The 22,435-nt window shown below is 67.8% G+C and carries 25 protein-coding genes; 16 read left to right on the plus strand and 9 right to left on the minus strand.

From position 1 onward, the window contains the following. Positions 1 to 16 precede the first annotated feature (16 nt). From ACMZ91_RS17130 to rnfB, 9 genes are all read left to right on the plus strand, one after another. Positions 17 to 712, plus strand: a complete 696-nt coding sequence (locus tag ACMZ91_RS17130) for a DUF502 domain-containing protein (RefSeq protein WP_005414135.1) — start codon at positions 17 to 19, stop codon at positions 710 to 712. After that, positions 709 to 1,494, plus strand: coding sequence for a queuosine precursor transporter (locus tag ACMZ91_RS17135; protein ID WP_049398695.1), 786 nt, complete (start codon positions 709 to 711; stop codon positions 1,492 to 1,494). Before ACMZ91_RS17130 ends, ACMZ91_RS17135 begins: the two co-directional genes overlap by 4 nt. A 94-nt stretch (positions 1,495 to 1,588) precedes the next feature. Next, complete coding sequence (locus ACMZ91_RS17140) at positions 1,589 to 3,529, plus strand: DUF885 domain-containing protein (protein ID WP_277779250.1); 1,941 nt, start codon at positions 1,589 to 1,591, stop codon at positions 3,527 to 3,529. Between the two features lie 16 nt (positions 3,530 to 3,545). Then, complete coding sequence (locus ACMZ91_RS17145) at positions 3,546 to 4,616, plus strand: serine hydrolase domain-containing protein (RefSeq protein WP_414577651.1); 1,071 nt, start codon at positions 3,546 to 3,548, stop codon at positions 4,614 to 4,616. Continuing rightward, a complete protein-coding gene (gene gloA2, locus ACMZ91_RS17150; RefSeq protein ID WP_049463208.1) occupies positions 4,613 to 5,017 on the plus strand; it encodes an SMU1112c/YaeR family gloxylase I-like metalloprotein in 405 nt (134 codons plus the stop codon). The genes ACMZ91_RS17145 and gloA2 overlap by 4 nt, the downstream gene beginning before the upstream one ends. Before the next feature lie 200 nt (positions 5,018 to 5,217). Continuing rightward, the gene (locus ACMZ91_RS17155; protein ID WP_032130402.1) at positions 5,218 to 5,661 is read left to right on the plus strand and encodes a DUF2147 domain-containing protein; all 444 of its coding nucleotides are present in this window, start codon (positions 5,218 to 5,220) and stop codon (positions 5,659 to 5,661) included. A 101-nt stretch (positions 5,662 to 5,762) separates the two neighbouring features. Further along, positions 5,763 to 7,844, plus strand: a complete 2,082-nt coding sequence (gene metG, locus ACMZ91_RS17160; RefSeq protein ID WP_049463207.1) for a methionine--tRNA ligase — start codon at positions 5,763 to 5,765, stop codon at positions 7,842 to 7,844. Positions 7,845 to 7,920: 76 nt separating this feature from the next. After that, positions 7,921 to 8,511, plus strand: a complete 591-nt coding sequence (locus ACMZ91_RS17165) for an HAD family hydrolase (RefSeq protein WP_049463206.1) — start codon at positions 7,921 to 7,923, stop codon at positions 8,509 to 8,511. Between the two features lie 25 nt (positions 8,512 to 8,536). Then, entirely contained in the window at positions 8,537 to 8,950 is a 414-nt protein-coding gene (rnfB, locus tag ACMZ91_RS17170) for an Rnf electron transport complex subunit RnfB (RefSeq protein ID WP_080291848.1), read from the plus strand. 151 nt (positions 8,951 to 9,101) lie between these two features. Here rnfB and ACMZ91_RS17175 read toward each other — a convergent pair whose 3' ends face one another. Beyond that, a complete protein-coding gene (locus tag ACMZ91_RS17175) occupies positions 9,102 to 9,449 on the minus strand; it encodes a RidA family protein (protein ID WP_005410556.1) in 348 nt (115 codons plus the stop codon). A 192-nt stretch (positions 9,450 to 9,641) separates the two neighbouring features. On the opposite strand from ACMZ91_RS17175, the gene mprF reads away from it, so the two are divergent. Beyond that, on the plus strand, positions 9,642 to 12,206 hold the full coding sequence (gene mprF / locus ACMZ91_RS17180; RefSeq protein WP_134951636.1) for a bifunctional lysylphosphatidylglycerol flippase/synthetase MprF: 2,565 nt from the start codon (positions 9,642 to 9,644) through the stop codon (positions 12,204 to 12,206). A gap of 238 nt (positions 12,207 to 12,444) precedes the next feature. Here the strand turns inward: mprF and ACMZ91_RS17185 are convergent, their stop codons facing one another. From ACMZ91_RS17185 to ACMZ91_RS17200, 4 genes are all read right to left on the minus strand, one after another. Further along, positions 12,445 to 13,791: a virulence factor family protein gene (locus tag ACMZ91_RS17185; protein WP_414578567.1), complete on the minus strand. Its 1,347-nt coding sequence runs from the start codon at positions 13,789 to 13,791 to the stop codon at positions 12,445 to 12,447. Between the two features lie 78 nt (positions 13,792 to 13,869). Continuing rightward, positions 13,870 to 14,487, minus strand: coding sequence for a DUF998 domain-containing protein (locus ACMZ91_RS17190; protein ID WP_032130397.1), 618 nt, complete (start codon positions 14,485 to 14,487; stop codon positions 13,870 to 13,872). After that, complete coding sequence (locus tag ACMZ91_RS17195) at positions 14,484 to 14,657, minus strand: oxidoreductase-like domain-containing protein (protein ID WP_049398321.1); 174 nt, start codon at positions 14,655 to 14,657, stop codon at positions 14,484 to 14,486. The genes ACMZ91_RS17190 and ACMZ91_RS17195 overlap by 4 nt, the downstream gene beginning before the upstream one ends. Before the next feature lie 50 nt (positions 14,658 to 14,707). Continuing rightward, positions 14,708 to 15,310 (minus strand): HD domain-containing protein, encoded by a 603-nt coding sequence (locus ACMZ91_RS17200; RefSeq protein ID WP_164081437.1) that lies wholly within the window; start codon positions 15,308 to 15,310, stop codon positions 14,708 to 14,710. A gap of 228 nt (positions 15,311 to 15,538) precedes the next feature. On the opposite strand from ACMZ91_RS17200, the gene ACMZ91_RS17205 reads away from it, so the two are divergent. Further along, positions 15,539 to 16,693, plus strand: coding sequence for a tetratricopeptide repeat protein (locus ACMZ91_RS17205; RefSeq protein WP_414578564.1), 1,155 nt, complete (start codon positions 15,539 to 15,541; stop codon positions 16,691 to 16,693). Between the two features lie 6 nt (positions 16,694 to 16,699). Here ACMZ91_RS17205 and ACMZ91_RS17210 read toward each other — a convergent pair whose 3' ends face one another. Then, entirely contained in the window at positions 16,700 to 17,035 is a 336-nt protein-coding gene (locus ACMZ91_RS17210; RefSeq protein WP_010482882.1) for a zinc ribbon domain-containing protein YjdM, read from the minus strand. A gap of 191 nt (positions 17,036 to 17,226) precedes the next feature. On the opposite strand from ACMZ91_RS17210, the gene ACMZ91_RS17215 reads away from it, so the two are divergent. The 3 genes from ACMZ91_RS17215 (at position 17,227) to ACMZ91_RS17225 (ending at position 19,305) form a co-directional block, all read left to right on the plus strand. Beyond that, positions 17,227 to 18,588, plus strand: a complete 1,362-nt coding sequence (locus ACMZ91_RS17215) for an Hsp70 family protein (protein ID WP_032129362.1) — start codon at positions 17,227 to 17,229, stop codon at positions 18,586 to 18,588. A gap of 229 nt (positions 18,589 to 18,817) precedes the next feature. Then, complete coding sequence (locus ACMZ91_RS17220) at positions 18,818 to 19,111, plus strand: YkgJ family cysteine cluster protein (RefSeq protein WP_053462562.1); 294 nt, start codon at positions 18,818 to 18,820, stop codon at positions 19,109 to 19,111. Between the two features lie 11 nt (positions 19,112 to 19,122). After that, positions 19,123 to 19,305 (plus strand): hypothetical protein, encoded by a 183-nt coding sequence (locus ACMZ91_RS17225; RefSeq protein ID WP_005410566.1) that lies wholly within the window; start codon positions 19,123 to 19,125, stop codon positions 19,303 to 19,305. Positions 19,306 to 19,354: 49 nt separating this feature from the next. Here ACMZ91_RS17225 and ACMZ91_RS17230 read toward each other — a convergent pair whose 3' ends face one another. Genes ACMZ91_RS17230 through ACMZ91_RS17240 form a run of 3 tightly spaced genes read right to left on the minus strand, consistent with a single transcriptional unit; the run spans position 19,355 to position 21,355 of the window. After that, the gene (locus tag ACMZ91_RS17230) at positions 19,355 to 20,236 is read right to left on the minus strand and encodes a DUF4097 family beta strand repeat-containing protein (protein ID WP_032129361.1); all 882 of its coding nucleotides are present in this window, start codon (positions 20,234 to 20,236) and stop codon (positions 19,355 to 19,357) included. 10 nt (positions 20,237 to 20,246) lie between these two features. Beyond that, entirely contained in the window at positions 20,247 to 20,780 is a 534-nt protein-coding gene (locus ACMZ91_RS17235; protein ID WP_032129360.1) for a hypothetical protein, read from the minus strand. After that, positions 20,777 to 21,355, minus strand: coding sequence for an RNA polymerase sigma factor (locus ACMZ91_RS17240; protein WP_032129359.1), 579 nt, complete (start codon positions 21,353 to 21,355; stop codon positions 20,777 to 20,779). The genes ACMZ91_RS17235 and ACMZ91_RS17240 overlap by 4 nt, the downstream gene beginning before the upstream one ends. 126 nt (positions 21,356 to 21,481) lie before the next feature. Between ACMZ91_RS17240 and ACMZ91_RS17245 the strand changes: the two genes are divergently transcribed. Further along, on the plus strand, positions 21,482 to 21,661 hold the full coding sequence (locus ACMZ91_RS17245; RefSeq protein WP_049398314.1) for a hypothetical protein: 180 nt from the start codon (positions 21,482 to 21,484) through the stop codon (positions 21,659 to 21,661). A 35-nt stretch (positions 21,662 to 21,696) separates the two neighbouring features. Continuing rightward, entirely contained in the window at positions 21,697 to 22,290 is a 594-nt protein-coding gene (locus ACMZ91_RS17250; protein ID WP_080291803.1) for a mechanosensitive ion channel family protein, read from the plus strand. Positions 22,291 to 22,435 lie beyond the last annotated feature (145 nt).

Consider the following 22,435-nt stretch of genomic DNA (forward strand, 5'->3'; position numbering starts at 1 on the left):
CCGCTACAATGCGCGCATGTCGCTCGAAGCCCCCGCCCTGGTCCCCCGCCCCTCCCTGCAGCGCCTGTTCCTGACCGGCCTGCTCACCCTGCTGCCGATCTGGCTGACCTGGGTCGTGGTCAAGTTCGTGTTCGTGCTGCTGTCGGGCATTTCCAGCCCCTTGGTGGTACCGCTGTCCGAGCAGATCGCGACAAGCTTTCCGCACTACCTCGGCTGGGTCCGCGCCGAATGGATCCAGGACACCATCGCCCTGCTGGCCACCCTGCTGGTGATCCTGGCGGTGGGCGTGGCCAGCCGCCGCGTGCTCGGCCAGCGCCTGCTGCGCTGGGTGGGCGCGGTCATCAAGCGCATTCCGCTGGCCAGCATCATCTACGACAGCGCCAAGAAGCTGCTGGACATGCTGCAGACCGAGCCGGGCAGCACCCAGCGCGTGGTGCTGATCGACTTCCCGCACCGCGACATGAAATCGGTCGGCCTGGTCACCCGCGTGATCAAGGAACACGGCACCGACCGTGAGCTGGCCGCGGTGTATGTGCCAACCACGCCGAACCCGACCTCGGGCTACCTGGAAATCGTGCCGGTGGAACTGCTGACGCCGACCGACTGGACCGTCGACCAGGCCATGAGCTTCATCATTTCCGGTGGTGCCGTGGCGCCGTCCAGCGTGCCGTTCACCCGTGCCGGCGAACGCACCGGCGAACGCACCGAATGACCCCGGCGCCGATCGAGCGCCCGCTGCAGGACCGCGCGGTCCTGCTGTTCATCGTGCTGGCCGCGTTCTTCTGCGGCAATGCGGTGCTGGCCGAGCTGATCGGGGTGAAGATCTTCGCGCTGGAAGACACCCTGGGCATCGCTCCGCTGAACTGGAACCTGTTCGGCCAGACCGGCTCGCTCAGCTTCACCGCCGGCACCCTGTTGTGGCCGGTGGTGTTCATCATGACCGACACCATCAACGAGTTCTTCGGCAAGCGCGGCGTGCGCTTCATCTCGTGGCTGGCGGTGGTGCTGATCGGCTACGGCTTCCTGTTCGCCTTCGCGGCCATTTCGCTGGCGCCGGCCAGTTGGTGGGTCACGTCGATGGATGGCCACGGCGTGCCCGACTACCAGGCGGCATTCGCAGCGGTGTTCGGCCAGGGCATGTGGACCATCGCCGGCTCGCTGGTGGCCTTCCTGCTCGGCCAGCTGATCGACGTGGCGGTGTTCCATCGCATCCGCCAGGCCACCGGAGAACGCCACGTGTGGCTGCGCGCGACCGGATCGACGGCGGTCTCGCAGGTAGTCGACAGCTTCGTGGTGATCTGGATCGCCTTCGTGCTCGGACCGCAGCACTGGCCGACCTCGCTGTTCCTGGCCGTCAGCAGCGTCAACTACATCTACAAGATGGGCTTTGCGATCGCCCTGATTCCGTTGCTGTACCTGATGCGGCGTGCCATCACCCGCTATCTGGGTGCCGAGCGAGCCGCATCGTTGCGCGCCGCCGCTGCGGCTGACTGAAGCCCCAGCAACAAAAAGCTGACTGCGCCTTCACGCTGGCCGTACGCGGCCGGATCGTGCAAGCTCCACGGTCTGTGTTCCACGGAAGCTCCTGATGCCGCATCCCACCCGCGCCCTGGCCGCCGCCATCGCCGCGTTGTTCCTGTTCAGCGCCGTGCCGTCGGCCGAAGCAGCGAAAAAGAAGGCCAGCCGCCCTGCCGCCGCGCAGACCCGCCAGGCCGCCAAGCCCAAGGCCCGGCCTGCCCGCGCTACCGCGCCGGCCCGTGGCAGTTCGGCGCGCCGTGCCACGCCGCGTCCGGTCGCACCGGCCCGCGCCGTACCCAAGCAGGTGCAGCTGGAGCGCCTGTATGACGAATACTGGGATGCCTCGATGCGGTTGAATCCGCTGCAGGCAACCTTCCAGGGCGAGGCCCGCTACAACGACCAGCTGCCCAACATCCTGTCCGCCGCGTGGCGCCAGCAATCGCACGACTTCACCACCGAGTGGCTGGGCAAGGTCGAGAAACTCGGCAGCGACGGCCTGCAGGGCCAGGACCTGCTCAGCTACGAGATCTTCGTGCGCGACGCGCGCGCTTCGCTGGCCGCCGAGCGCTACCCGAGCTGGATGATGCCGATCAGCCAGTACTACAACGTCGGCAGCATCATGGCGATCCTCGGTGCAGGTGCCGGCGCGCAGCCGTTCAACACAGTGCAGGACTACGACACCTGGTCGCGCCGTTCGCTCGGCATTCCCGAGCTGTTCGACCAGGCCATCGACAACATGCGCCAGGGCATGAAGGCCGGCGTGGTGCAGCCACGCGACCTGATGGAAAAAGTGCTGCCGCAGCTGGATGCAGTGATCAAGCCGACCGCCGAAGAGAGCATCTTCTGGTCACCGATCCGCACCATGCCGAACACCATCGCGGCCGAGGACAAGGCCCGCATCAGCGCCGAATACAAGCGCATGATCGAACTGCGCATCATGCCGGCCTATCGCGCCCTGCGCGGTTTCATCGCCACCGAATACCTGCCCGCCTCGCGCACCAGCAGCGGCCTGGGCTCACTGCCCGATGGCCAGGCCTGGTACGCCAACCTGATCGTGCAGACCACGGCCAGCGACCAGACCGCCGCGCAGCTGCACGCGCTGGGCGAACAGCGCGTGCAGGAACTGCAGGCGCAGATCGCCACGGTGATGAAGGACGCCAAGCTGCGCGGCACGCCGGCCAAGCTGCTGCGCAGCATGCGTAACGACCGCCAGTTCCAGTACGGCGACGCCAATGCGTTGATCAACCGCTATCGCCAGGTGCAGCAGCAGGTCAACGCACGCCTGCCGCAGGTGCTCGATACCCTGCCCAAGTCCGCGCTGGACGTGCGCGCGGTGGAACCGGAGCGTGCACTGACCGCCGCAGCAGCGGCCTACCAGCCGTCTGCGGCCGGGCAACCGGGCGTGCTGTACGTGAACACCCGCGACCTGGCCAGCCGCAAGCGCTGGAACGTGCCGGTGCAGTACCTGCATGAGGCGATCCCCGGCCACCACGTGCAACTGGGCCTGCAGCAGGAGCTGGCCAAGCTGCCGCGCTTCCGCCGCCTGGGTGGCGATCTCGCCTTCGTCGAAGGCTGGGGCCTGTATGCCGAAACACTGGGTGAGAACCTGGGCATCTACACCGATCCCTACGACCGCATCGGCTACCTGTATTCGCGCCTGCTGCGCGCTGCCCGCGTGGTGGCCGACACCGGCGTGAACGCCCAGGGCTGGAGCAAGCAGCAGGCCGTGGCCTACCTGCAGAAGACCGTGGACATGAGCAGCGATGACGCCAACGCCGAAGTCGAGCGGATCATGGCCCAGCCCGGCCAGGCGCTGTCCAACGTGGCCGGCCTGACCACCATTGTCGCCCTGCGCGACAAGGCCAAGGCACGCCAGGGTGCCGCCTTCGACCTGCGCCGCTTCCACGCCGAACTGCTGAAGGATGGCTCGATGCCGCTGGACGTGCTGGACCGCAAGATGGAGCGCTGGATGGCCCAGCCGGCCAGCGCCACGCCCGCGCCTTCACCCTGACCCCTCCGGAGCCGCCATGCGCCCTGCCGTCGCCCTGTTCGCCGTCGTGCTGGGCCTGCTGCCGCTGGCCACCTCCGCCGCACCGGTGCTGACCCCACCGGATGCGGGCATCGACGGCCTGATGCAGGCCTACGATGGCCAGGTACCCGGCGCCGCCGTGCTGGTACTGCACGACGGGCAACCGGTATTCCGCCGCGGCTACGGCCTGGCGGTGCTGGAGGACGGCACCACGATCACCGCAGCCAGCAACTTCCGGCTGGCCTCGGTCAGCAAGCAGTTCACCGCTGCGGCGGTACTGCTGCTGGTGGAGGATGGCCGGCTTGGGCTCGACCAGCCGGCCCGGCAGTGGCTGCCCGAGTTACCGCCGGCTGCAGCGGCCATCACGATCCGCCAACTGCTCTCGCACACCGGTGGCCTGCTCGACTACGAAGACCTGATGGACCCGGCTGACCCTCGGCAGGTGCATGATGCCGACGTGCTGACCCTGCTGTCGCGCCAGGACCGGCTGAATTTCGCACCCGGCACGCAGTATCGCTACAGCAACAGCGGCTATGCACTGCTGGCAATGATCGTCGGCCGCGCCTCCGGACAGGATTTCGCCACTTTCCTGCAGCAGCGCATCTTCCGCCCGCTGGGGATGGCGCATACCGTGGCCCACCAGGACGGCGAGGACACGGTCGCTGCACGCGCCTATGGCTACAGCTGGATCGATGGCCGTTGGCAACGCACCGACCAGAGCACCACCAGCGCCGTGCTCGGCGATGGCGGCATCTATTCCTCGCTGGACGACCTGGCCCGCTGGGATGCGGCGCTGTATGACGACCGCCTGCTGTCGAAAGCCTCGCGCCGCGCGATGTTCAGCCCGACCACGTCGACGCCTGAAGCCGACGTGCCGCACTACGGCTTCGGCTGGCGCCTGAACGGGCCGGTGCAATGGCACAGTGGCGAAAGCATCGGCTTCCGCAACGTGATCGTGCGCCATGCGGACAAGCACCTGACCGTGATCGTGCTGACCAACCGCAACGACCCCGAACCCTATCCGCTGGCGCTGAAGATCGCCCAGCGCTGGCTGGACACCCTGCAATGACCCGCGATGCCGACGCCCTGCTGGGCATCCACCACGCCGCACTGATCTGCAGCGACTACGCACGCTCAAAGGACTTCTACGTGCGCATCCTCGGCCTGCGCGTGCTGGCCGAGAACCACCGTGCCGCGCGCGATTCCTGGAAGCTGGACCTGGCCCTGCCCGACGGCGGCCAGCTGGAACTGTTCTCCTTCCCCTCCCCGCCACCCCGTCCCAGCCGCCCGGAAGCCCAGGGCCTGCGCCACCTCGCGTTCCGCGTCGCCCGGCTGGAACCCTTCATCCAGCGTCTGGCTGCGCATGGCGTGGTGTGCGAACCGATCCGCGTGGACGAATACACTGGCCGCCGCTTCACCTTCTTCGCCGACCCCGACGACCTGCCGCTGGAGCTGTACGAAGTCGGTTGATCCCCCGTTCCCACGGAAAGTCCCATCCACGCATGGCGTGGATCTACCGTGTCGACCAAGGTCGACACCTACCAACAGCCGCAGAAAGCTGTCAGAGGCAGGGCGCAGCCCTGCAAAGCCCCCCTTCCCCATACCCCGCCGAATGGGTATACAGTCGACCCATGCCGGCAGCGTGCCGGAATGAACCCTGGGAGGGGACCATGCGCAACACCTTCAAGACCCTGCTGCTGGCACTGCCGCTGTGCCTGGCCGCCCTGTCGGCACAGGCCGCCGACGGCGCCGCCGGCCGCTGGAAGACCATCGACGACAAAACCGGCAAGGTGAAGTCGATCGTCGAGATCAGCCAGGCCGCCAACGGCACGCTGACCGGCAAGGTGGTCGACATCCTGCACTCGGACAAGGGCCCGAACCCGGTCTGCGACGGCTGTGAAGGCGCCAACAAGAACAAGCCGGTGAAGGGCATGACCATTCTCTGGAACCTGAAGGCCGACGGCGCCAACAAGTGGTCCGGCGGCACCATCCTCGACCCGGCCAACGGCAAGACCTACAAGTCGAAGATGGAACTGCAGCCCGGCGGCACCAAGCTGGACGTGTCCGGCTGCATTGCCTTCATCTGCCGCGCGCAGACCTGGCAGCGCGAATAAGCCCCCAGGCCCCGCTTCATCCCCGTGACCCGGCTTCGGCCGGGTCACGTCGTTGCGGGCATGCGATACTCTGCGGTTCCCCTCGGCTTCACCCCGCGACCATGACCCGTACCGCGCTCGTCACCACCGCCCTGCCCTACGCCAACGGCCCGCTGCATCTGGGCCACCTGGTCGGCTACATCCAGGCCGACATCTGGGTGCGTGCGCGGCGAATGAGTGGCGGCAAGGCCTGGTTCGTCTGCGCCGACGATACCCACGGCACGCCGATCATGCTGGCCGCGGAAAAGGCCGGGGTCACCCCGGAAACCTTCATCGCCAACATCCAGGCCAGCCACGAACGTGACTTCGCCGCCTTTGGCGTGGCCTTCGATCACTACGACTCGACCAATTCGGCGGCCAACAAGGCGCTGACCGAGCAGTTCTACCTGAAGCTGGAAGCGGCCGGCCACATCAGCCGCCGCTCGGTGGCGCAGTTCTACGACCCGGCCAAGGGCATGTTCCTGCCCGACCGCTACGTCAAGGGCATCTGTCCGAACTGCGGCAGCCCCGACCAGTACGGCGACAACTGCGAAGTCTGCGGCGCCACCTATGCGCCGACCGACCTGAAGGAGCCGCGTTCGGTCATCTCCGGTGCCACGCCGGAAATGCGCGATTCGGAGCACTTCTTCTTCGAGGTGGGCCACTTCGATGCATTCCTGCGCGAATGGCTGGCCGGCGATGTCGCCCTGCCGGGCGTGAAGGCCAAGCTGGGTGAGTGGCTCAATGCCGAAGGTGGCCTGCGCGCGTGGGACATCTCGCGCGACGCACCGTACTTCGGTTTCCAGATTCCGGGCCAGCCGGGCAAGTACTTCTACGTCTGGCTGGATGCGCCGATCGGCTACCTGTCCAGCTTCCAGACCCTGTGCGGCAAGCTCGGCGAAGACTTCGAAGCGCATCTGCGCGCCGGCACCGCCACCGAGCTGCACCACTTCATCGGCAAGGACATCGTCAACTTCCACGGCCTGTTCTGGCCGGCGGTGCTGCATGGCACCGGCCACCGCGCGCCAACCCGCCTGCACGTCAACGGCTACCTGACCGTAGACGGCGCCAAGATGAGCAAATCGCGCGGCACCTTCGTGATGGCGCGTACCTTCCTCGACGCCGGCCTGGAGCCGGAAGCGCTGCGCTACTACTACGCCGCCAAGTCCGGCGGTGGCGTCGACGATCTCGACCTGAACCTGGGTGACTTCATCGCCCGCGTCAACGCCGACCTGGTCGGCAAGTTCGTCAACCTGGCCAGCCGCTGCGCCGGCTTCATCAGCAAGCGTTTCGACGGCCAGCTGGCCGCACAGCTGCCCGATGCGGCGCAGTACCAGCGCTTCGTCGACGGCCTGGCGCCGATCCGTGAAGCCTACGAGCGCAACGATCCGGCCGCGGCGATCCGCCTGACCATGACCCTGGCCGACGAAGCCAACCGCTACATCGACGACGTCAAGCCGTGGGTGATCGCCAAGCAGGATGGCGCCGACGCGCAGCTGCAGGCCGTGTGCAGCCAGGGCCTGAACCTGTTCCGCGTGCTGGTCACCGCCCTGAAGCCGGTGCTGCCGGCCACCGCTGCGCAGGCCGAGGCCTTCCTGGCCGCGCCGGTGACCGACTGGACCGAACTGGCGCAGCCGCTGCTGGGCCATCGCATCACCGAGTACACCCCGCTGTTCACCCGTATCGACCCGAAGAAGATTGACACCATGATCGACGCCTCCAAGGACACCCTGCAGCCGGCCGCCGCTGCCGCCCCCGCCGCCAAGACCGACGCCGCCAAGCCGGCCGCACCGGCACCGGCCAAGGACGAAGCCAAGGGTGCCGATGCTCCGGCCTACATCGGCATCGACGATTTCGCCAAGCTCGACCTGCGCATCGGCAAGGTGCTGGTCTGCGAGTTCGTGGAAGGTTCTGACAAGCTGCTGCGCTTCGAACTGGACGCCGGCGAGCTGGGCAAGCGCCAGATCTTCTCCGGCATCCGCGCCAGCTACGGCGAGCCGGAGAAGCTGGTCGGCCGCAGTGTGGTGTTCATCGCCAACCTGGCCCCGCGCAAGATGCGCTTCGGCCTGAGCGAAGGCATGATCCTGTCGGCCGGTTTCGACGGCGGCGCGCTGGCGCTGCTGGACGCCGACAGCGGCGCGCAGCCGGGCATGCCGGTCCGCTGATGCCCGCAGCGGGCGTGGTTGCGGCCACGCCCGCCGGCAGCACCGGCCTCGGGGCAACGCGATGGGAGGCAACGGAATGGAACTGGCGCTGTTCGACTTCGACCACACCGTGACCACCTGCGATACCTATGGCCGTTTCCTGCGCCGCGTGGCCACGGCCGAACAGCTGGCACAGGCGTGGTGGAAGGTCGGCCCGTGGCTGGCCGCATACAAGCTGAAACTGATCTCGGCCGAGCGCATCCGCGCGCGCGTCACCCGTTTGACCTTCAGCGACCGCCACAGCGATGACATCGCCACGCTGGCCGCCGGCTTCTCGCGTGAGTTCCTGCCCGACGTGGTGCGCCCGGAAATGCTGGAGCAGATCCGCTGGCACAAGGAACAGCAGCACACCGTGGTGATCGTGTCCGGCTCGCTGGACCTGTACCTGCGGCCGTGGTGCGAGCAGCTGGGCCTGCAGTTGATCTGCAACCGGCTGGAGAGCCAGGACGGACGCCTGACCGGCCGTTACGCCGGTGGCGACTGTGGCCCGCGCAAGGTCGAGCACATCCGCCGCCAGTTCGATCTGTCGCGTTACGTGCGCATCCATGCCTACGGTGACAGTTCCGAGGACAAGCCGATGCTGGCGCTGGCCCACGAGCGCTGGTTCCGTGGCAAACCCTTGAAGTAACCCCAACGCGCAGCCTTCGCCACGCATGAGCCTGATTCCTCCCCTGACCGAACGCCTCGACCGCCTGCTGCCGCAGACCCAATGCGGGCAATGCGGCTACGACGGCTGCCGCCCGTACGCGCAGGCCATGGCGCGCGGCGAGGCAGGCGTGGACCGCTGCCCGCCGGGCGGCGACGCTGGCGCGCGCGCACTGGCGCAGGTACTGGACGTACCCGCCATTCCGTTTGATCGTTCGCGCGGCGAGCACAAGGCGCCGCAGGTGGCATTGATCGTGGAAGCCGACTGCATCGGCTGCACCAAGTGCATCCAGGCCTGCCCGGTGGATGCCATCGTCGGTGGCGCCAAGTACATGCACACGGTCATTGCCGATCTGTGCACCGGTTGCGAGCTGTGCATTCCACCGTGCCCGGTGGACTGCATCGAGCTGGTGCCAACGTAGCCACCAGACCAACCGGCAGTGGAGCGGCGGGGTAGAGTCGACTGTTTGTCGACTGCTCTTCGTTCCGGCGGCGCAAAACCCCGCGCTGCGCGCGATAGTCGACTAACCGTCGACTCTACCCTCCGCTGGTGGGACCTGACCTTGCCTGCCGTTACGGTACCGCCGCCGTCACTACGATCTCGACCTTCCAGTCAGCGTGGGCCAGCTTGGCCTCGACCGTGGCACGCGCCGGGGTCGCACCCTCGACCACCCACTCATCCCACGCCTTGTTCATGCCGTCGAAGTCAGCCATGTCGGCCAGGAACACCTCGGCGCGCAGCACGTGCTGGCGGTCACTGGCGACCAACGCCAGCAGCTTGTCGATTTCTGCCAGCACCTGCCGGGTCTGGCCGGTGATGTCCTGGCTGGTGTCTTCCGGAATCTGGCCGGAGAGATAGGCGACCTTGTTGTATACGGTCATTTCGGACATGCGCGGTCCGACGTCGTAACGCTCCATCATGGGCGTGGCTCCTGCGGTTGATCAGGTCTGCATTGTCCTCCAAACCGGTCGACGGTGGGTGCACGGGCATCCTCCGCGACACGTCACTACCGGGCTCCGACGGTCCCACTGGTCAAATGACGATGACAGGCGCACGATGCGCCACGCCCGCGTTGACACCGCCCTCGCCCCTCCTGCCGCACCCTTGCGCCGATGACCGCCCCCGTCGATTCCACCACTGCCTCTTCCACGCCAACCTGGAAGCGGGTTGCCACCATCGTCATCCCCCTGCTGATCCTCGCCCTGGCCCTGCACGGCCTGGCCAACGAGTTCGACGAGCACGGCTATCGCGCCATCCGCCAGGCGTTCCGGCAGCTCAGCGGCACGCAGATCGCGCTCACCGTGGTACTCGGCCTGGCCAGTTACGCCTGCCTGATCGGTTTCGATGCCATCGGCCTGCGTCGCAGCGGCATCCGCGTGCACCCCGCGCGCGTCGGCATCACCGCCTTCCTTGCGCACACGCTGGGCCAGACCGTGGGTTTTGCCGCGTTGACCGGCGGCGCGGTGCGCCTGCGTGGCTACCGCAGCGCCGGCCTGGACCTGGCGCAGATCGGGCAGGTGGTGCTGATGAGCACGCTCGGTTTCGTGTTCGGTGCATGGCTGCTGATCAGTGTGGCGCTGTGCATGGAACCGGCAGCGGCGGCATTGGCGTTGCCGTTGAATCCAGACGCGGTGCGCGTGGTCGGCGTGGCCGCCCTGCTCGCATTTGTGGGCACCGTGTTGCTGGTCGGCCGCGAGGGACGGCAGTTCAGCGTGTTCGGCCATGCACTCTGGTTGCCCGACCGCCGCACCATGCTGGGTGTCACCGTACTCAGCGTGATCGAACTGGTGCTGGCCAGTGCCGCGTTCTACGTGCTGCTGCCGGACTCCACGCCGACCGGCCTGCCGGGCTTCGTCGGCCTGTACCTGGTGGCAGTGCTGGCCGGCTTGGTCTCGACGGTTCCCGCGGGCCTGGGCGTATTCGAATGGAGCCTGTTGAAGCTGTTGCCACAGGTGGCACCGGCTGCGGTGCTGGCGGCTGCACTGATCTACCGCGTCACCTACTACGTACTGCCGCTGGTGCTGGCCACGCTCCTCGCGCTCGCGCCGGCACTGCGTCAGCCGCTACAGGCCAGTGCCGGCGCAACCCGCGCCGGCTGGAACGCGCTGCGCCCGTGGCTGCCGCAGATCATCGCGCTGGCGGTGTTCAGCATCGGCGCCGCGCTGGTCATCGACGGCACGCTGCCGACGCCGCGCCGTCACCTGGTCAACGCCTCGCTGCCGATCCTGGAAACCTCGCACCTGATCGGCAGCCTCAGCGGGGTCGCGCTGCTGCTGATCGGCCAGGGCCTGGCCCGGCGCAGCCATGCGGCGTGGATGCTGGCGATGGTGGTGTGCGTGGTCACCCCGTTGCCGTTGTGGCTGCGTGGTGGCCAATGGCTGATCGCAGTTTCCGCAGTGCTGGCGGCGATGGCGCTGTGGGCCGCGCGCCGCGAGTTCTACCGCCAGGGCGCACTGCTGGATGAAGCCTGGTCGTGGCCGTGGCTGCGCAATCTCGGCCTGGTGCTGGTGGCGGTCACCTGGCTGCTGTTCTTCACCTACAGTCATGTCGAATACCAGAACGAGCTGTGGTGGCAGTTCGCGGTGTCGGGCAATGCACCGCGCGCACTGCGTGCGTTGCTGGTGGTCGCCATCGCGCTGGTGATGTTCGGCCTGGCGCGGCTGCTGCACAGCACGCGCAGCCCGCTGCCAGCCGCCGACGAGGCCACGCTGCAATCACTGGCGCCGGTACTGGTCGGTGCCACCGATACCCAGGCCTGCCTGGTACTGACCGCCGACAAGGCGGTGCTGCGCGATGACGCGAAACAGGGCTTCGTGATGATGCAACGCTACGGCGGTTCGCTGATCGCGATGGGCGATCCGGTCGGCCCGCCTGACGTGGCGCGCGCGTTGATCTGGCGCTTCCGCGAGGAAGCCGACCGGCTGGGCCTGCGCCCGGTGTTCTACCAGGTGGGCGAGACCTACTGGCAGACCTACCTCGACCTGGGCCTGGGCCTGGTCAAGCTGGGCGAGGAAGCGATGGTGCCGCTGCACGACTTCGGCCTGGAAGGCCGCGAACGCGCCGATCTGCGCCAAGCCTGGAACCGGGGCAAGCGCGGTGGCCTGTCCTTCCGCGTGGCACCGGTGGAGGAAATTCCCAGCCTGCTGCCGCGCCTGCACGCAATTTCCAACGCGTGGCTGGAAGACAAGGCCGGCGATGAGAAGGGCTTCTCGCTGGGCAGCTACGACCCGGACTACCTGGTGCGCTTCCCGGTGGCGCTGGTCGAAGCCGAGGGCCAGATCGTGGCGTTCGCCAACCTGTGGCAGGCACCGGCTGGCGCCGAGCTGTCGGTCGACCTGATGCGCCACGTCAACGAAGCACCGAAGGGCACGATGGACTTCCTCTTCATCGAACTGTTCCTGTGGGGCCGCGCGCAGGGCTATGCGCGTTTCTCGCTGGGCATGGCACCGTTGTCCGGGCTGGCACAGCATCGGCTGGCCGGTCGCTGGAACCGACTGGCCGGTCTGCTGGCGCGGCACGGCGAACGCTTCTACGGGTTCAGTGGCCTGCGCCGCTTCAAATCGAAGTTCGATCCGCAGTGGCGGCCGCGCTATCTCGCCGCGCCCGGCGGCATGCATCTGCCGGCCGCGCTGCTGGATGCCACGCGCCTGATCTCGCTGGATCCGCGGCGGAATTGAAGCCGCGATCCGCCAGGCATGACCCGGCGCTACCTGCCACCCGGCAGGTGTCGACCTTGGTGGACACGCTCATTCCACGGCACCTTCAGCCCCGGCGCCGACCAAGGTCGGCGTCTACCAACAGCCGTCGAGCGTGGCTCGACGCTACATGCGCCTGGTAGGTGTCGACCTTGGTCGACACGCTCATTCCACGGCACCTTCAGCCCCAGCGCCGACCAAGATCGGCGTCTACCAAACGCTACACCCCGCCCTTCAGGATCACTTCGGCGAGGCGGTCGTAATCGCCACCGAAATGGTGATCGCCCGGCAGCTTCACCTTCCTCACGCCGTCATTGGCCGGCAGATCCGGGCACAGCGCGTCCTCATCCTTGTCGCCGTACACGCACAGCGTTTTTTCCGCCGGCAGCCTGGCCACTTCCGGTGCAATCGGCAGGCCGTCACCGCCACCGCCCAGCCAGTTGCTGACATGGAATTCGAAGTCGGCCTTCCTGCCCACCGACAGCAGCACGATGCGCTCCAGCGCCTCACGGGTGCCGACGTCGAGCTGGTTGATGGTGGCCGGCAGCACGTCGGCGCCCTGCGAGAAACCGATCAACATCACCTTGTCGCGGTGCCATTGCTGGCGGTAGTGGTCGATGATCTTCTGCAGGTCGCCCGCAAAGCCCTTCGGTGTGCGCTTGCTCCAGAAGTAGCGCAGCGAATCGATGCCGACGACCGCCACGCCATGCTCGTTGAGTGACGACGCCACGTTCTTGTCCAGGCCAGCCCAGCCACCGTCACCGGAGACGAACACCGCCAGCGTATCGCCGCTGCCGGTCGCCGGCATTTCCACCACGGGCAGGCCCTTCAGTGCAGCAGGCGGCGGTGCCAGGCTGACGCCGGCCTGCGCGCCGATCACCCGTGCCGCAGCCACCAGGCCCGGTGACGCATCACCGCGCGCGGTGCGCTTGAACTCGCGTGCCATCGCGACCTGCTGCACGAACGCGCTGGCCTGGCCGACCTTGCAGCCGCGGTCACCGGCCGCGCTCAACCACGGAAAATTCAGTTCGGCCGGCTGCAGCCTGTCGTGCTTCACACCATCGCCGCAGACCATGCGCTGGTGGTTGTGGTCCGGGCAGAAGCCGGTGGTCAGTACACCGGCAAACACCTGGGTATCGGCCTGCGCTGCCAGCGAATAGGCCATCTCGGCACCTTCGCCATCACCGCCGACCAGCGGCAGGTGGTAGCCGGGCAGATGCAGCGAGGCCTGCAGCCAACGTGAGAAATTCTCGACGTCACCGGAACCGAACGAACAGGTCAGGTCCCCCTCGCGCTTGAGCACACCGCGCAGGTGCGCAATGTCCACTGCCGCGACCAGCGCGCCATCGGCACGCAGGGCCTCGATCGGCAGGCGGCTGGTGTCACCACCGGCCGTGGGTTCGTGGAACCAGATCACCACCCGTTGCGGCGTGCCGGATGGCATGTGCACCGGAATCTGCTCGAACCGCCCATGGCTGAACTGCTGCGGGGTCACGGCCGCCGTTGCCGGCAGCGCGGCCAGCGCCAGTACCACACCCATTGCCCTGCCCAGCCCTGCACGCTTCATATCGCATCCCCGATGGAATGCGCACACGATACGCCGCCGCCGCGTGCACGGCACGTACCGGCGCAGGCCGTTGGGGATTCAGTGGGCTGCGGCCCGACGGCTGCGACGGTACAGGGCCATCGCCAGATACAGCAGCCAGCCAACGATCACCGCGATCACCACTTTCTGTCCCAGCCCACGCGGTGGACCACCACGCCACAGCACATGCAGCCACAGCAGCACAAAGGCCAGCCATGCCCAGCCCCAGAGCAGGCCCGCAGCGGACTGCCAACCCGGTTCGCGGCGCAGATACCAGGCCTGCAGCAGCATGCCGACGCTGGCACACAGGAACGCCGTGTTGGCTGCCAGCCCATGGATGAACGGTGCCAGCAGCGGTGTTGCTTCAGGCAGCCAGCTGTCGCCGATGGCGACCGTCGCCAGGCCCAGCGCGGAAACCGTGAACAGCAATGGTGCGGCCGCACTGCGCCGCGGGCCGATGCTGCCGCGATACAGCGCAATGCCAAGCGCCGCAATGGCCAGCGCCAGCAGGCAGTAGGCAGCGCGCAATGCCAGCCCCCACGGCCCGTGCAGGTACAGGCTCAAGGTCGCCCGCACCCAGTCCAGATCACTGCGCGCAACCTGGGTCCACAGCGCGGTGGCCACGAACAGCACCAGTGCCACCAGCGCCAGCACCGCCGCCGGGCGTGCACGGCTCATGGTGCGGCCTCTGGATGCCGCGTCTTCCACTCGGCCAGCGCCTTGCGGTAGCGCTGCAGCTCATCGGAATACAGGTCCAGCACACACAGCGGGCAACCACTGCCGCAGCATTCGTTGGGGCCGGGTTCTTCCGGTGGCAGCGGGCGGGGATCGGGATCAGGGACGGACACGGTCGGAAACGGCAATCATTGGAAACAGGTCACCAGTGTACCGGGCCGGCTCAAACGCCCAGCTGACGTCGCAGGTTGTCACGAGCGGCCGCGTCCAGGCGCTGGTGGAAGAACCCGCTGAGGAAGATCCGCGGAGCGCGCAGCAGGCCCTGCAGGAAGCGGCGACGGCCGGCACGGTACAGGAAGCCCGGCACCACCCCTTTGTATTCTTCGGCCACGCCACGGTCATAGGCAGCGAACACCGGTTCCGGCGCGGCCAGGATCGCCATGTCGCAGTCCAGGAACAGCGCCGCCTCGGCATCCACATCCTCCGGACCAAGCGCGCCGTGGCGGGCGGTCAGCAGGATCAATTGCTCCACGCGAGCGGCGTCGACAGTGGCAAGCTCTGGCGCCTGTGTGATCGCCTGTAAAGCCAGCTGCGCCGAACGCGCCTCGTTGTCCTTGCGCCCCGCCTGGTAGATCGCATCGTGATAGAGCACGGCCAGATAGATCTCGGCCGGCTGCTTCCAGCCGGGGCCGTCGGCGACCTCCTGGCAGTGCTGCAGCACCGCGCGCACATGGCCGAAGTGGTGGTAGGCCCGTGGCGGCGTTGCATAGCTGTCCTGCAGCGCCTGCCACTGCGCCGGGGCAAGCGTCAGCGGTGAGAAGTCCATGACCTGATCATCCCGCCTGTGCCGGCGCCGGGCAAGCTGGCGGTTTTTTCACCACGCACTCACAACGCTTGCCGGGCGGGGCCCGGAGCCAGTTGTCCACAGCTTTGTCGAGCGCTGGTCCACACCGGTTGTGGATGAACGCGGCGCCGACCAACGGTCGCTGCAGCCGGACATCCATGGGCATACACTCGCCACAGGCGGGAGCGCCCGCCGCTGCCGGGAACCGTCATGTACCGTTCTGCCGCCCATTGCCTCACTCTTTCGCTGCTGGCCTTCTGTGCTCCTGCCTTCGGCGCAGGCCAGGCACCGCCCGCCGATGTGGTGACGCCCCCGACCATCACCGTGTCGGCCGCACGTGTGCCGACCCCGGAAGAAGTGTTCGCCATTCCCGCGGACCTGCGCGCGATGCTCCAGAAGCAGGTGATCCAGCGCAGCTACTCCCGCGACCAGCGGCTGCAGGCGCTCGTGGAGATGATCTTCGACCAGCACGGGCTGGACCTGCAGTACGACGCCAATGCGACCTACACCGTCAGCGATATCTGGCAGCACCGCCGCGCCAACTGCCTGGCCTTCACCCTGCTGTTCGTGACGCTTGCGCGGGAGGCTGGCATCCAGGCCCGCGTGCAGGAAGTCGGGCAGGTGGTGTCCTGGTACCAGGACCAGGACGCGGGCGTGGTCTACAGCGTCGGCCACGTCAACGCCGGTGTCGACGTCGGTGGGCGTTTCGGTACCGTCGATCTGGATCGCAATGTGCTCTATGACCGCCGCGGCCCGGTTCCCGTCAGCCGTGCGCGGGCGTTGGCGCACTTCTACAACAACCGGGGTGCGGAGCGCCTCGCCGACGGTGATTTCGTCGGCGCGCGTGCATTCTTCGACGCGTCCCTGGCTCAGGACAGCGGGTTCGCTCCGGTGTGGAACAACCTCGGCGTGCTCGACCACCGCGAAGGCAACAACGAGGCGGCGCGGCAGGCGCTGGACCGATCGCTGCAGCTGGAAGGCCGCCAGGATGCCGCACTGACCAATGCCTCCGCGCTGTTCCGCAGCCTGGGCTTGACCGCGCAGGCGCAGTCACTTGAGCGCCGGTTGAAGTCGGTGCAGCGCGAAGACCCGTTCGCGCAGTACATGTTCGGCGCCAAGGCCGAACGTGCCGGCCAGCTGGACCAGGCGATCCGCTATTACCGGCAGGCCGTTCGCCTGTATGACACCGCGCATCAGTTCCACTTCGGGCTGGCACGCGTCTATTTCCTGGCTGGCCAGCTCAAGCGCGCCGATCGCGAACTGCTGCGTGCACAGGAACTGGGGGGCGCGCCGGAGCAGGCGCGCTACCAGGCCAAGCTGGACAGCCTGGCCCGCTGGCGCGCGCAGCAGCAGGCCAAGCGCTGAAGGCGATCAGGCCTTCTTGAGGAAGCAGGTCTTCAGGACCAGGCCCTTGATCTTGTCCGAGTTGCCTTCGATGTGCTCGGCGTCATCCTCGACCAGGCGGATGTTGCGGATCACGGTGCCCTGCTTGAGCGGGATCGAGGAGCCCTTGACCTTCAGGTCCTTGATCACGGTGACGGTGTCGCCGGCCTGCAGGGTGTTGCCGTTGCTGTCACGCACGACCAGGGTGGAACCGGCGCTTTCCTCGGCGGTCCATTCGAAACCGCAGTCGGCGCAGATCCACAGCGCACCATCGGCGTAGGTGTTTTCCAGGGTGCACTGCGGGCAGGCGGGGGCAGAAGACATCAGCAAGTACCTCAAAGTGAATCAACAGCCGCCATTGTAACCGCCTGGCTCGCTGCCCTTTTCCGGCCAGCGCCCGGCGGCTCGCATGACCCGATCCGGAACCCCCATCCAGAACAGAAGGCCGCAGGAACTTGCAGTCGGCGACGAACTGCAGCAGAGTGCGCGGCCCCTGATCGCCCCCGGAACTCCCCATGCGCCTCGGCATCGACTTCGGTACCAGCAACTCCGCCGCCGCCATCGTGCATGAGGGGAAACTGCTGCCGATCCGCTTCGGCGACGCCGAGCAGTTCCGTACCAGCGTGTACTTCCCCGGCGTGGTGCCCGACCCGGATGACTTCCAGCTCGACGCCGGCCAGGAACACGAGCTGCAGCAGATGATCGACAGCGCCGCGCGCGCGGCCCGTGCCGCCGGCCAGGAACGCACGCCGCAGGCGCTGCGCCGCGAAGCCCTGCGCGCACTGCGCCGGGAATGGATGGAAGCCCGCGCCGGCAAGGAGCGCAGCGCCAGCGACCTGCTGCAGAACGCGGTCTACGGCGACGACGCGCTGGAAGCCTATTTCGAGGAACACGAAGGCAACCTGGTGCAGAGCCCGAAGTCGATGCTGGGCTACAATCTGCACCCGCGCGCGAAGCAGACCATCACCGGCATCGCCGCGCACATCCTCGAGCACATCCGCCTGACCGCCAGCGCCCAGCTTGGCCAGCCGCTGCGTGCCGCCCTGCTCGGCCGCCCGGTGCAGTTCCGCAGCTCGATCGGCGCGGCCGGCAACGATCAGGCACTGGACATCCTGCGCGAAGCCGCCACCCAGGCCGGTTTCGACCAGATCGATTTCCTCGAGGAACCGGCCGCGGCGGCCATGCATTACCACGCCGAAAGCCGCGAGCGGCACCAGGCGGTGATCGTTGACATCGGCGGCGGTACCACCGATATCGCCCACGCCGAGGTTGGTGGCGATGCTGCGCCGCGCATCCACCGCGCCTGGGGTATCGCCCGTGGCGGTACCGACATCGATCTGGCGCTGAGCCTGTCCAGCTACATGCCGCTGTTCGGCCGCGGCATCACCCGCGTGCCCGCCCACCACTACGTGGAAGCCGCCACCGTGCAGGACATGACGCGCCAGCGCGACTTCCGCCAGCACAAATACGACCATGTCGACGAACCGTGGGGCGCGCGCCTGCAGGCCCTGCAGGACACCGGCAACACCGCCCGCCTGTACCGCGATGTCGAACGCGCCAAGATTGCCCTCAGCGCCGCCAGCGAACACCGCAGCACGCTGGACTACATCGCCCGCGACCTGCATGCCGACAGCAGCGCCGACGGACTGGCCGCCGCCGCCCATGGCTACCTGGAGCAGATCCGCGAGCTGCTGGCCCAGGTCCGCAGCGACATCGGCGGCGACCCGGACGCGGTGTTCCTGACCGGTGGCATGTCCCGTGCCGGCTACCTGCGCCAGGCCGTGGCCGAGGCCTTCCCGGGGGCCCGCATGGTCCACGGCGAGCCCTCGCTGGGCGTGGTCCAGGGCCTTGCGCTGGCGGCAGCCAGCCAGGATTAACAAAACGTTACGCGGTCTAAGTTACTCTTGGTCGGCTAGAACCACGCTGCACCTTCCGCCGGCCACGCCGGTGTGTGTCCACAGTGCAGCCTGGCCCGCCCCGCGGGCCTAGCGGCCATGCCTTCCTGGCTCGTTCATGGTCCGCGCAGCACCTGAGCCGCCATCGAGACCCGCTTTGGGCACCCGCCAGGCCCCTGTGGCCTTACAACCTGACGCAGCACCTGCACCCATCGACTGCCGCCGTTGTGACGCGGTCTGTTGCCGGCTGCCCGTGCTGCTGCAACCCGGCGACCACGTGCCCGGCCAGTTCCTGTCACGCGACACCCACGGCCGTGCCGTGATGGCGCGCAACGAGGAAGGCTGGTGCGCAGCGATCGATCCCTATCACCTGCGCTGCACGATCTATTCGCAGCGCCCGGCGATCTGCCGCCAGTTTTCGATGGGCGGCGATGACTGCCGCCGCGAGCGGCAGGACTACCTGCGCCAGGCCGATGCCTGGGCGCTTTCCTCCCCTTCCACCTGACAGGAGCAACCATGCCCCGCAAGGCAAAGACCCCCGCGAAGGCCAGCAACAGCATCCGCAGCGAACGCAAGGGCGCGGCCGCCAGCACAGTGGTCAGCAGCGATTCGATCGCTTCGGACCTGGCAGCGTTCCGCAAGGCCGGTGGCAAGATCGAAGTCCTCGGCACCACCTGGGCACTGAAGAAAGCCAGCTGACCCAGTATCGACCGCGGCGGCGCTGCCGCCGCGGCCTGCCGGATCGCGTTCAGCGGTCCAGGCGTACCCGCACACTGCCCGAATGCGACTGGATGCGGATGTCACCATCACCGCCGCCCAGACGCGTATCGAGGTGGCTGCCCGGCCCATAGCGCGGCCGCTCCACCTGCCCGGCGTCACTGTTGATCGAACCACTGAAGCTGTTCACCGACAGCTGTGCCGACACCGTGCGCGGCAGGCTCAGCGTAACCGAGGCACTGACCGATTCGACGTTGATGCGGCCGCCGGGAGCCAACCCGGCCGCTGCCAGATCGATGCTGCCCGAGACGGTCTCCACCGCCAGCCGCTGCACGCGCCCGGCGTCCACCTCGACCCGGCCGGACACCGTCTGCGCACCGATATCACCGGACACGCCGCCGCCGGCCTCGATCCGGCCACTGACCGTGTTCACGTCCAGCTTCGGCGTCTGCAGGCGTGCGCTGACGCTGCCACTGACCGTGTTGAGCTTGCTGTCGCCACTGCGGCCAGCCGCGCTCAGGCTGCCGCTGACCGTGTCGGCCTGCAGCCGTCGCACATCGATGCCACTGATGTCCTGGCTGGCGCTGACCGTGCTCAGCAGCAGCTCCACCGAGCGCGGCACGTTCAGTACCAGCGTCGCGCCACCATTGCTGCTGCGGCGCGGGTATTCGATCTCCCAGCGCACACGGTTGGCACTTTTCTCCTGACGCAGCTGCAGGCCGTCGCTGAGCGTGCCGGTGAGCTGCACGTCATTGCGGTCCCAGCCACGCACGGTCACCTTGCCGGCCACATTGCTCAGCTCGATGCGACCGCCCGCGGCCAGGGTGTGGCGCTCGTCGATGCGGGTGTCGGCCAGCGCCACGGCAGGGGCCAGCAGCAGCGCGACACAGCAGGAAATCAGGGTTCGGGTCATGGGGGTCTCCTCAGGTCGTCAAGCCGGACTCGGCGGCATAGGCCGCCTGCCGGGTCAATTCCAGCCGCAGCGCGTAGGTGCGCTTGAGCTGGCCAAGCAGGTGCGGCGCACGCGGGTCCTGCGCCAAGGCGGCACGGATCTGCGCTGCGCTTTCATCCAGTTCGTGCAGCGCCGGCTGCCATTCCGGCGCCCGTCCATCGGGCAGCGAAGCGACGGCCTGCTGGTACTGCTCGGTCATCGCCGCCGCCTGCAGCTGCAGCGCTGAAGGTACCGGCACCTCCGGCTGCGCATGCCGCCACGGTGCCACCGCGTAGAGCGCCAGGCTGGCCGCCAATGCCGCACCGACCGGCAGCCACCAGCGACGCCGCGAGCGCGCTGGCAGGGCCACCACATTGTCGCCCGGCGCAGGTGCCGCCTGCGGTTCACGCGGCGGCAGCTGCGCCGACAGGCGTGCCCAGCCATCGGTGGGTACGCCGCGTTCGGTCGGCAGCGCGCGCAGCCGGGCCAGCAGATCGTGGTCGGAATCGTGGTCGTGTGTACTCATGTCATGTCTCCCAGCCGTGCGCGCAACAGGCCGCGCGCACGATGCAACTGTGCCTTGGAACTGCCGACGGCCATCTGCAGCTGTTCGGCGATTTCCTGGTGTTTCCAGCCTTCGATGTCGTGCAGTACCAGTACCGCACGTGCCCGTGGCGGCAGTGTCGACAGTGCCCGTTCGAGGTCGCGTTCGGTGCCGGCGCAACGATCGTGCACTGCCAGCTCCTGCAACCCTCCGTCCACTTCGTCGAGGCTGTCGTGATCCTGCCCGCCCGCTCGTCCGCGCAGCTCCATCAGTGCCGCGTTGACGCCCAGCCGGTGCAGCCAGGTCGACAGGCTGCTCTCGAAACGGAAGCCCGGCAGCGCCTTCCACGCCTGCAGGAACGCTTCCTGCAGCGCGTCCTCGGCGCGTGCCTGCTGGCCGCCACACAACCGCCACAGCACAGCGAACACACGGGGCGCGTGGCGCCGGTACAGCAGTTCATAGGCAGCGGTATCACCGGCGGCCGCCGCGCGCACCAGGGCGGGTTCATCGACGGCGTCATTGGCGGCAGGCGGCGCGGGCATGGTGGTGTCGAGCATATCGCTTGGATGCGGCGACCCGGGAAAAGGTTTAGAGCCGATCGATGATCGATGGCATGCAACCTTTTGGGTGGCTGCTGCATCCATGAAAGGTCCTTCGCGAAATTGCCGTCCAGGAGTCCTGCCATGTCCAGCCCATCCTGCGCCGCCCTGCTGGTGATCACCGCCTGTGTCCTGCTGCAGGCGCTGGGCCTGTCACTGCAGCTGCGTCCCGACAATGGCCGCGCCTGCCTGCAGCAGCACCGCCAGGAGCTGGTGTGCGTGGCCTGGAACCCGGCGGTCGAATCCCCCGCACGCGCCGGGTAACATCAGGGGCCGTTCCCGCCGCCTGTTTTCGCCCCATGATGTTGTCGCTGAAGGATCACCTGCCCGCCTGGACCCACCCGTGGTTGAACTACGCCGGCGTCGCGCTGCAGATCGTACTGGTGCTGCTGGTCGCATGGCTCCTGCGCGTGCTCGCCCGTCGCCTGATCCGCCGCTTCGCCGAGCACTACACGCTGCCGCCGGAAATGGTGATGGGCGCGCGCCGGATCACCAGTTTCGTGGTCTATTTCAGTGCCCTGCTGTACATCCTCAGCCTGCTCGGCGCGAAGCCGTCGGTGCTGTGGACCGCGTTCACCGGCTTTGCAGCCGTGGGCGCGGTGGCCTTCTTCGCGGCGTGGAGCGTGCTGTCCAACATCTTCTGCACGCTGCTGATCTTCACCACCCGCCCGTTCCGCCTGCACGACTACATCGAGGTGCTGGAAAACGGCGAGAAGCCGGGCCTGAAGGGCCGGGTGATCGACGTGAACCTGATCTACACCACGCTGCAGGAAACCGGCGACGGCCACGAGGGCACGGTGCTGCAGCTGCCGAACAACCTGTTCTTCCAGCGCACGGTGCGCCGCTGGCGCGACCCGGCGCAGGCCCCCGGCGGCATCCAGGGCGACGGTTGAGGGTGGTTTTCGGCAGGGCTGCGCCCTGCACCTGCTACGAGCGGGAGCAACAGCACCAGCAACAGCCGGCATTTCGTGGGTTGGCGGTGTGGATCCGGTTGAGGGGGACGCTGCAAGTCCCCCTCCGGGGCCCGGCCCAGCCGCT

The organism is Stenotrophomonas sp. FR024 (genome assembly GCF_047500745.2).
Taxonomy (GTDB): Bacteria; Pseudomonadota; Gammaproteobacteria; order Xanthomonadales; family Xanthomonadaceae; genus Stenotrophomonas; species Stenotrophomonas maltophilia_A.